Genomic DNA, 1,877 nt, shown 5'->3' on the forward strand with positions numbered 1-1,877 from the left:
GTTACAATGAGTGCTCCCCCTTTTTCATATCGCTTTGAAATGATTTGAAAGAAGATATTGGCACTTAATTCATCAAAGGGAAAATAGCCTAGTTCGTCAATGATAAGAAGATCAGGACGACTCCAACGTTTGATTACTCGATTCAATAGTCCCTTGGTATGAGCCTTCTTACACTCATTAATAAAATCATCAGCTCTCAAAAAAAGTGCTGTATAACCTTTCATGATAGCTTCGCTAGAAAATGCAATTGATAAATGTGTTTTCCCTACTCCTGGAGGTCCTAAGAGTAGGACATTTTCCCCATTATTAATAAAACGGCATGTTAATACTTCTTTCACTCGCTTTTCGCTAATACTAGGTTGAAAAGTAAAGTCAAATTCATGAATTGTTTTATGAAACGGAAGTTTCGCGTGTTGTATTCGTTTCTGTAAAGCTGATGCTTCTCTTTTTTCAATTTCATGCAAAAGTAGGGTGTTTAGAAATTCAGAATATGGTACATTATGTTTAGATGCATCTTCTAAAAGACCATCAATTTGGTCGGCGGTATGATGCCATCCAACTTTGATTAAGCGTTCAATTATAAGCTGAGTGGTCATACAGAATCACTCCCTTCTAATTGTTCATACACTTGAAGAGAACGTTGTTCTACTTCGAGCTCATCGGGTTGAATGTGACGGGTCGCCAAACCTTTTGTTGTCGCATTCAGCCCTTTATAATGTTCAAGGCTTACATGTGTTTCAGTCTTACCTGTAAGAATTGGATGTATTGCGACGCACTCTAATTCATCATATATTTCAAGATGATGATCAAGTGTCTCTTTTATCTTCACTTGTTTGCCCACGAATCGAAACGGTACAGAGTAACGTTTTCCTTGATAAGAGATAAAACAATCCTTACTAACCTCTCGTATTTCCCATTTTGTAATTGGAAAGGCTGGTTTTGTATTAGACTTTCCTAGATACTTTTCCTCGACTTGATATCTTGCGATTGGAGCTTCTTTTGTTGTTCCATTTGGTTTACGATTTGCCGTTTTATTTAGCCAATCCCTGACGTCATCATTTAATGATTCTAAAGTAAATGTATGCTTACGCTGCATAAAATTCTTTTTAAGATACCCTACTACATTTTCTACTTTTCCTTTTGTTTGTGGACGATATGGCTTACACGCCTTCGGCACAATCCCATAATAGGATAGAAAATCTTCGAACCTTCGATTAAATCTAATCTCTACTGGTGTATGTTTAATTACAACAGTTTTCATATTGTCATAAAGGATTTGTTCAGGAACCCCATTAAAATAAGCAAATGCATTCATATGGCATTTCATTAAAGTTTCTAAATCCATACTTGTAGTAAATTCAACATATTTCATTCTGGAGTACCCTAATACCATTACAAACGCGTATACATCTTGTTCTTTTTCGTTAACTTTTATGTTCCCTATGTATCCCCAATCCATTTGAGCCTGTTTACCAGGTGGTGTTTCAAACCGTAAGGTTGCTTGTTTTTTAGGGGTTTGTCGATGAGGTCTGACAAAATCGCGCAAAATGGTAGCCTTCCCTGGGTATCCCATTGATACAATTTCGTCGTATAACACTGCGCAATTTGTAGTACCTTCTTTAATCCTTTGAAGGAGGTATGGTTTATATGGATCTAGTTTACTTGGTTTTTTCTCTACTTTCTTTTTTGATGGTAATGCATCTTGCTGGATATATTTCCGAATAGTTTTTGGATCAAATCCTGTTTCTTCAGATATCGCTTTGATTGTCCATCCTTTTTGATACAATTCTCTGATCATAAAAAATTCCCCAATCTTGACCATAGCTTCTCCACTCCATCATTGTCGTTTTGAAACCATTGTCCGTTATTTTTGGGGA

General features: G+C 36.2%; 2 protein-coding genes. Both read right to left on the reverse strand.

Annotation, left to right across the window (positions count from 1 at the left end; genetic code table 11):
• A partial coding sequence (locus F3I02_RS19540) for an ATP-binding protein (RefSeq protein WP_196478313.1) occupies nt 1–596 on the reverse strand: 596 nt, incomplete at its 3' end.
• A complete protein-coding gene (gene istA, locus F3I02_RS19545; RefSeq protein WP_196477521.1) occupies nt 593–1,822 on the reverse strand; it encodes an IS21 family transposase in 1,230 nt (409 codons plus the stop codon). The genes istA and F3I02_RS19540, both read right to left, overlap by 4 nt.
• Between the last annotated feature and the right edge of the window lie 55 nt (nt 1,823–1,877).

The sequence above is a fragment of the Bacillus sp. SRB3LM genome, assembly GCF_015712745.1.
Lineage (GTDB): Bacteria > Bacillota > Bacilli > Bacillales > Bacillaceae_G > Bacillus_A > Bacillus_A thuringiensis_K.

What these genes read in the sequence shown, in the direction of transcription:
- istA (WP_196477521.1), bottom strand. Translation starts at nt 1,822, where the DNA reads ATGGTCAAGATTGGGGAATTTTTTATGATCAGAGAATTGTATCAAAAA.